The 7,312-nt window shown below is 71.6% G+C and carries 7 protein-coding genes; all 7 read right to left on the reverse strand.

What is annotated here, in order from left to right; translation table 11 throughout:
• Positions 1–26: 26 nt before the first annotated feature.
• A complete protein-coding gene (locus C1I95_RS13375) occupies positions 27–851 on the reverse strand; it encodes a shikimate dehydrogenase (protein WP_111214134.1) in 825 nt (274 codons plus the stop codon).
• On the reverse strand, positions 851–2,044 hold the full coding sequence (gene mltG, locus C1I95_RS13380; RefSeq protein ID WP_111214135.1) for an endolytic transglycosylase MltG: 1,194 nt from the start codon (positions 2,042–2,044) through the stop codon (positions 851–853). Before mltG ends, C1I95_RS13375 begins: the two co-directional genes overlap by 1 nt.
• Positions 2,044–2,502 carry a Holliday junction resolvase RuvX gene (ruvX, locus tag C1I95_RS13385; RefSeq protein WP_111214136.1) on the reverse strand — a complete coding sequence of 153 codons (459 nt, stop codon included), beginning with the start codon at positions 2,500–2,502 and terminating at the stop codon, positions 2,044–2,046. Before ruvX ends, mltG begins: the two co-directional genes overlap by 1 nt.
• Positions 2,503–2,645: 143 nt before the next feature.
• Positions 2,646–5,324, reverse strand: coding sequence for an alanine--tRNA ligase (gene alaS / locus C1I95_RS13390; protein WP_111214137.1), 2,679 nt, complete (start codon positions 5,322–5,324; stop codon positions 2,646–2,648).
• Positions 5,321–5,626, reverse strand: a complete 306-nt coding sequence (locus C1I95_RS13395) for a hypothetical protein (protein WP_111214138.1) — start codon at positions 5,624–5,626, stop codon at positions 5,321–5,323. The genes alaS and C1I95_RS13395 overlap by 4 nt, the downstream gene beginning before the upstream one ends.
• Positions 5,627–5,646: 20 nt before the next feature.
• Complete coding sequence (locus tag C1I95_RS13400; protein ID WP_111214139.1) at positions 5,647–6,108, reverse strand: DUF948 domain-containing protein; 462 nt, start codon at positions 6,106–6,108, stop codon at positions 5,647–5,649.
• A gap of 152 nt (positions 6,109–6,260) precedes the next feature.
• Positions 6,261–6,869 carry a hypothetical protein gene (locus C1I95_RS13405; RefSeq protein ID WP_111214148.1) on the reverse strand — a complete coding sequence of 203 codons (609 nt, stop codon included), beginning with the start codon at positions 6,867–6,869 and terminating at the stop codon, positions 6,261–6,263.
• Between the last annotated feature and the right edge of the window lie 443 nt (positions 6,870–7,312).

The raw sequence follows: 7,312 nt of genomic DNA on the forward strand, positions 1-7,312 counted from the left end.
CAGCCCCTCGCCGGAGGCGTGGATGGTCAGCCGGCGCGGGCGGCGGTGAGGGCGGCGGCCATCGCGGCGCGGGGGGCGGGGACCCCGGTGAACTGCTCGAACTGGCCGATCGCCTGGGCCAGCAGCAGATCCAGGCCGGAGACGACCCGGCACCCGGCCGCCGCGGCGGAGGCGGCCAGCGGGGTCGGCCAGGGGTCGTAGATCGCGTCGAAGAGCACCGTGCCCGGACGCCAGCGCACGGTGCCGGCCAGTTCGTCGGCGGCCCCCTTGGGCACCGTGGAGATCAGCAGATCGACGCCGGCCAGGGCGGCCGCCTCCGACCAGGGCGCGGCGGTCATGGTCAGCCCCAGGGCGTCCGCGACCGGCACCAGTTCGGCGACCGCCGCCGGGCGGCGGGCCACCACGGTCACCCCGGCCGCGTGCAGGCGGGCCGCCGCGGCCAGCGCCGCCCGGGCGGTGCCGCCCGCGCCCAGCACGGTGACTGTCGCGCCCTCGCGTACGCCCGCCTCGGTCAGCACCTCGACCATGCCGCTGACGTCGGTGTTGTCCGCGTACCAGGAGCCGTCGGGGCGGCGTACCAGCGTGTTGGCCGCGCCCACGGCGGCGGCGACCGGCGAGACCTCGGCGGCCACCTCAAGGGCCGCCTCCTTGCCGGGCATGGTCACCGACAGCCCGGCCCACTCCGGCCCCAGGCCGGCGACGAGATCCGGCAGCTCCGCCGCCGCGCACTCGATCCGGGTGTACGACCACCCGGTGAGCCCGGCGGCGGCATAGCCGGCGTTGTGGATCACCGGGGAGAGCGAGTGCGCGATCGGCTTCCCCAACACCGCCGCCCGCCGCGCAACCGTCATCACAAGACGCCGGCCTCCTTGGCCTTCTCGATGTTCTTCAGGTGCTGGTTGTAGTCGGCGGTGAAGGCGGAGTTGCCCTCCTTGTCGATCGCCACGAAGTAAACCCACTTCTCATTGGGCGGGTCCATCGCGCCTTCAAGCGCTTCCTTGCCGGGATTGTTGATCGGGGTCGGGATGAGACCGCGCAGCTTGCGGCTGTACGGGTTCTTGGTGTCGAGCAACTCGTCCCGCGTCATCTCGGCCGAGGTCTTGGTCTTCTGGCCGGTCAGCTCCAGGTAGTAGTTGACCGTGACGTCCATTTCGAGGCAGTTGCAGAAAAACTCGCCGTACACCCGGTTGTAGGCGACCCGGGCGACCTTGCCGAGGTCCTTCTTGGTGCCGGCCTCCGCTTGGGCGAGCGACGCGACGATCAGCGCCTCGTACGGGCTGATCCCGCCGCGTTCCTTCTGCACCCGATCGGCGAACTCCATCCCCTGGGTGACCGTCAGGAAGTGGTCGACCATCTGCCCGAGGATGGCTTCGGCGGTGGCGTCCGGCGGGATCTCGTAGGTGTCCGGGTAGAGGAAGCCCTCGATGGACTTCTTGACCTTCTTGCCGTCGTTCCGGTTGAACCACCAGTCCGGTACGCCGAGCTTCTTCGGGTCCTTCGCGGCGGCCTCGAAATCCTTGACCGGGATGTCGGTCTTCTCGCTGAGCAGCTTGTAGATGCTCTTGGCGGTGCGCCCCTCGGGGATGGTGATCCCGTTGATGATCCGGTTCTTCGGGTCGAGCATCGCCGCGAGGGCGTTCGCGCCGCTCATCTCCTTGCGCAGCTTGTACGTGCCGGGCTGGATGTTGCGGCTGCGGGAGTTGTCCTCGGCCGCCTGGATGAACGCCTTGGTGCTCTTGATGACGCCGGCGTCGTACAGCGCCACGGCCATGTCGGCCAGGAACGCGCCCTGCGGGATCTGGACCGTCACGTCCTCGGTGCCCGCGCCCTCGTAGTCGGGGGTGACGAAGTAGTTCTGGATCCGTTCGAAGCCGTAGAAGGCACCGCCGCCGATGCCGCCGAGCAGCACCAGCGCCAGCAGCAGGGCCAGCACGGTCTTGCCCCGCCCGCCGCCGGAGCGGCCACCGCGTTTGCGGCCCCGGCGGTGCCGGCCCTTGTCACCCCGATCCTGCTCGTCGTACCCGAGATCCAGATCGTCGATCATTACGTCCGCCTCCGCTGCGCGTCCAGCCAGCTCTGCAGAATCTCCACCGCGGCGGCCTGGTCGACCACCGCGCGTTGTCTCTTCCCCCGGACACCGCGTTCGGCAAGCCTACGGCTCGCCACGACCGTGGACATCCTCTCGTCGGTCAGGGTCACCGGAACAGGCGTTATCGCATCGGCCAAGAGACGAGCGTACGCCTTCGCATGCTCCGCCGCGGGCCCATGCCGGCCGGCGAGGTTGACCGGAAGGCCGACCACCACCTCCACCGCCTCGTGCTCGGCGACCAGGGCGGCGAGTTCGGCGATGTCTGTCGGCACCGCGTCTGGCCTGGGGTTCTGGTCCCGGGCGAGGGTGACCAGGGGGGTGGCGAGCACCCCGTGCGGATCCGACCGGGAGACCCCCACCCGCACCTGGCCGACATCCACGCCGAGCCGTACGCCCCGGGACAACTCAGTCACGCCCCGTCACCTTCCCCAACGACGCGTCAGGGCGGACCGATCCGGCCCGCCCTGACTCGCCTCGCTGGTGACTCACGCCGCCGTCTCGCTCCGCTCCATGGCAGCGCGAGGTGCCGGGCTGCTGTGCCGAATGGTTCGCTCGCTCACGCCTCGGCGACCGCCTTCTCGACCGTGAGCAGGAGGTTCGGCACTTCCGACTCGGGCCGCCCGCCGCCCTGGGCGAGATCCGGGCTGCCGCCGCCACGCCCGGAGAACGCGGCCTTGACCAGGTCGTTCGCGGCGAGACCCCGGCTGCGGGCGGCCGGGTTGACCGCCACCACCAGGGATGCCTTGCCGCCGGCCCGGGCCGCCACGGCGACCACACCCGGCCGGGCCGGGTCGATCCGGCCGCGGATCTCCTGGGCCAGGGTGCGTACGTCGTTGCCGGCCGCGCCCTCGGGTGCCTCGATGCCGACGTAGGCGACCCCGCGCACGTCCTTGGCCCCGGCGGCGAACGCCGCCGCGCCGCCGAGCACGAGCTGCGCGCGCAGCTTCTCCAGCTCCTTCTCGGCGTCGCGCAGCTGGGTCACCGTCTGCTCGACCCGGTCGGCGACCTGCTCGGAGGGGACCCGGTACAGCTCGGCGAGGCGGGCGACCAGCAGGTGCTCGCGGGCCAGGAAGTTGAACGCGTCCATGCCGACCAGCGCCTCGACCCGGCGTACGCCGGAACCGATGGACGACTCGGAAAGGATCTTGACCAGGCCGAGCTGGCCGGAGCGGGCCACGTGGGTACCGCCGCACAGCTCGCGGGCGTAGTCGCCGACCTCGACCACCCGGACCTGGTCGCCGTACTTCTCGCCGAACAGCGCCATGGCACCGATGCGGCGCGCCTCCTCCAGCGAGGTGACGAACGCGTGCACCTCCAGGTCGGCCAGGAGCACCTCGTTGACCTGCTGCTCCACGTCCCGCAGCACGCTCGGCGCCACGCCGGTCGCGGTGTTGAAGTCGAACCGGAGCCGGCCCGGGGCGTTCAGCGAGCCGGCCTGGGTGGCGGACTCGCCGAGGAAGTTGCGCATCGTCTGGTGCACCAGGTGGGTGGCGGTGTGCGACCGGGAGATGGCCCGCCGGCGGCTGGTGTCGATCTCGGCGTAGCCGGTCTCGCCCGCGCGTACCTCGCCCCGGAGCACCCGGGCCCGGTGCACGATCAGCCCCGGCACCGGCTGCTGCACGTCGAGGACCTCGACCTGACCGCCGCCGACCGTGATCATGCCGAGGTCGGGCTGCTGCCCGCCGCCCTCGGCGTAGAACGGGGTGGTGTCCAGCACCAGCTCGATCGTGTCGCCCTCGACCGCCGCCGCACGCGGGCCGTCGGTGCCGAGCAGCGCCCGCACCGTCGACTCGCGGGCCACCTCGGTGTAGCCGGTGAAGGTCACCGGCCCGCCGGCGTCGAGCACCGACCGGTACGCCGACAGGTCGGTGTGCCCGGTCTTGCGGGCCTGCGCGTCGGCCTTCGCCCGGGACCGCTGGTCGGCCATCAGCCGGCGGAAGCCCTCCTGGTCGACGTTGAGCCCCTGCTCGGCCGCGATCTCCAGGGTCAGGTCGATCGGGAAGCCGTACGTGTCGTGCAGCTGGAACGCCTTCTCCCCGGACAGCGCCGCACCGCCGGCGGTGCGGGTCTCGGCGATCGCGGTGTCCAGGATCGTGGTGCCGGCGCGCAGCGTGGCGAGGAAGGCGTCCTCCTCCGCGTACGCGTACGCGGAGATCCGGTCGAAGTCGGCGGCCAGCTCCGGGTACGACGGGGCCATGCAGTCCCGGGCCACCGGCAGCAGCTCCGGCAGGGCGCGGTCCTGCCAGCCGAGCAGCCGCACCGACCGGATCGCCCGGCGCATGATCCGCCGCAGCACGTAGCCCCGGCCCTCGTTGCTCGGGGTCACCCCGTCACCGATCAACATCAGCGCGGTACGCACGTGGTCGGCGATCACCCGCAGCCGCACGTCGTCCGGGTGCGACTGGTTGGCCGCGTGGCCGGAGTGCGCGCCGTACCGCTTGCCGGTCAGCTCGGCCGCCCGGTCCAGGATCGGCCGGACCTCGTCGATCTCGTACAGGTTGTCGACGCCCTGCAGGATGGAGGCCATCCGCTCCAGGCCCATGCCGGTGTCGATGTTCTTCTTCGGCAGTTCACCGACGATCCGGAAGTGCTCCTTGCTGGTCACGTCCGCGATCTCGTACTGCATGAAGACGAGGTTCCAGAACTCCAGGAAGCGGTCCTCGTCGACCTCCGGGCCGCCCTCGGCTCCGTACGCCGGACCCCGGTCGTAGTACAGCTCAGAGCAGGGGCCGGCGGGGCCGGGGATGCCCATCGACCAGAAGTTGTCCTTCTTGCCCCGGCGCACGATCCGCTCCACCGGCACCCCGGTACGCAGCCAGATATCGTACGCCTCGTCGTCGTCGAGGTAGACCGTCGCCCAGATCCGCTCCGGATCCAGCCCGAACCCACCCGCCTCGACGGACTTGGTGGCCAGGTCCCAGGCGAACGGGATCGCCCCGTCCTTGAAGTAGTCGCCGAAGGAGAAGTTGCCGTTCATCTGGAAGAACGTGCCGTGCCGGCTGGTCTTGCCGACCTCGTCGATGTCCGGCGTACGGATGCACTTCTGCACACTCGCCGCACGCGAGAACGGCGGCGACTGCTGGCCCAGGAAGTAGGGGACGAACTGCACCATGCCGGCGTTGACGAACAACAGGTTCGGGTCGCTGATGGCGGGCAGCGGAGCGGACGGCACCACGGCATGGCCGTTCGCCTCGAAGTGGGCGAGGTACCGCCGCTTGATCTCCGCCGTCTTCATCGCTGGTGTTCCTCCGGAAAGATGTCTCTGTCACCGAGGCGCGGCTCACCGCGCAGCTCGGCGAACTGGTCGTCGAACGCCTCACCATGGGCGAACGCCTCGTGGATCTCCTGCTCCCGCTCGGCCATCCCGGCCCGCACGTCGGCCACGAAGCTACGCAACTCCTCGACCAGACCGCCAGCGGATTGTGACAGGTTGTCGGCGATGCCGGCCGGGGTGTACGCGTGCGCGGCACGGGTCGCCTTGCGGACCACCACCACGCCGACGGCGAGCCCGATGCCCAGCCAGAACAGCCGCTTCATGCTCGTACCTCCGCCGCCGGTCAGCGGTTCCCGCGCCGGGCGGCGCGTCGCTGAGACTTGATGGTGTCCCGGACCTCGCGCTCGGTCTCGGCGTGCCGGCGGGCGGCCGCCGCCTTGCGCACCCCGTAGCCGAAGGCGGCCACCTTGACCAGTGGGTTGGCCGCCGCGGCGGAGACGACCGCGACCAGGTTGGCGACGTTGGCGCTGATGTTCTGGGCGTGGCTGGTCATGTTGTCGACCTTGGCCAGCTGGAGGTTGACGCCGTCGAGCGACGTCTGCACCTGCTCCAGCGTGACGTTGACGTTGCGCACCGTCGTGTTCACGTCGCCGAGCAGCGGACCGGTCCGGTCGTTGAGGTCGTTGATCATCCGGGTGGTGGCGTCCACGGTGTGCCTCAGCCGCAGGATGGGCAGCGTCAGGATCAGCACCAGCATCGCGAACGCGATCGCCGCGATCAACGCCGCGACCTCCAAAATGCCCACGCCTGTCCTCCTCAACCAGTGTCCCGGAACCACACGATCCCCGAGACGCACGACCGCCTCGCCCACACCAACCGCCCGGTGGCCCGCCGAGGATCGGCGGATGGTGCGCGCGCCATCAGCACCAGACCCTACCGTCCGTGATGACGATCGGCTCAGGACGGTGGTGACGGCGTCACCTCGCCCAACGGGTCCTCCTCCAACGTCGGGTACGGGTCCACACCGGTCAGTGACGGGTCGGTGCTCGGCTGTGGTCTGGTCCGCTCGTCGTCGATCGCGTTGCGGACCTTCACCGACACCAACGATCCGGCGCACTCCTCGGCCGCGGTCTCCGGATCGACCGACGGTACGACCGCCGGCTCGCCGTCCACCGGCGGCGGTACGCAGGCCGGCGCCCGGACCCAGAGGTCGAGGGTCAACTCGTCCCGCCGCCAGCAGGTGTAGCTGCCCTTCTCCTCCTGCTCGGGGCAGTAGTTCGGCGTCCACGGCTGCCAGCCGTCCTGGCGCAGCGCCGCCTCGTACACCTGGGCCGTCTCCTCCGGCGACCGGTCCGAGTTGACGGTGCGTTCCCGCAGCCGGCAGTCGAGCAGGCACCAGCGGCTGCCGCTGACGTCGTCGACCGGCTGGGCCGCGGCCCAGGTGGGCACGTCCAGTTCGTCCAGCGAGACGAAGACCGGGTCCCGGTTCTCGGTCTGCAGGCCGAAGAACACCGGTACGCCGCCGAGCAGGACCACGCTGACCACCGCCAGGATGATCGCGCGCAGCCGCTGGTTCCCGTGACTCTGCCGGCGGGTTTCCGTACCGGCGCCGAGCGGGTCGTCCTCGGGCCGGTCGGCGTCCGCGGTCTCCGGCTCGGCGGGCCGCCGAGCCGCCGGGTCGGCGGGCCGAGGTCCGGCCGGGTCGGCGGGCGGGACGACAGCTGCGGCCCGGGCCACCGCCGGACCCTCGCCGGTACGCGGCGGCGGTAGCGGTGGAACACCGGACGGCTCGGCACGGGTCGGGTTCCGGTGCGGCGGAGCGGCGCGGCCGGCCAGCCGGTCGTCAGGACGCGGGGACGCGGCGGTGGCCCGGGCCACCGCCGGCGCGCCGGGCGGTCCGGGGCGGTCCCCGTCGGCTCGGCCCGGGTTGCCGGAGGCCGGACCGGCCGGTGCGACGCCCGGCCGGGGCGGACCGGCCTCGGGGCGGACCGGGCCGGCGGCATCGGGGC

Source organism: Micromonospora craterilacus, assembly GCF_003236315.1.
Classification (GTDB): Bacteria; Actinomycetota; Actinomycetes; order Mycobacteriales; family Micromonosporaceae; genus Micromonospora; species Micromonospora craterilacus.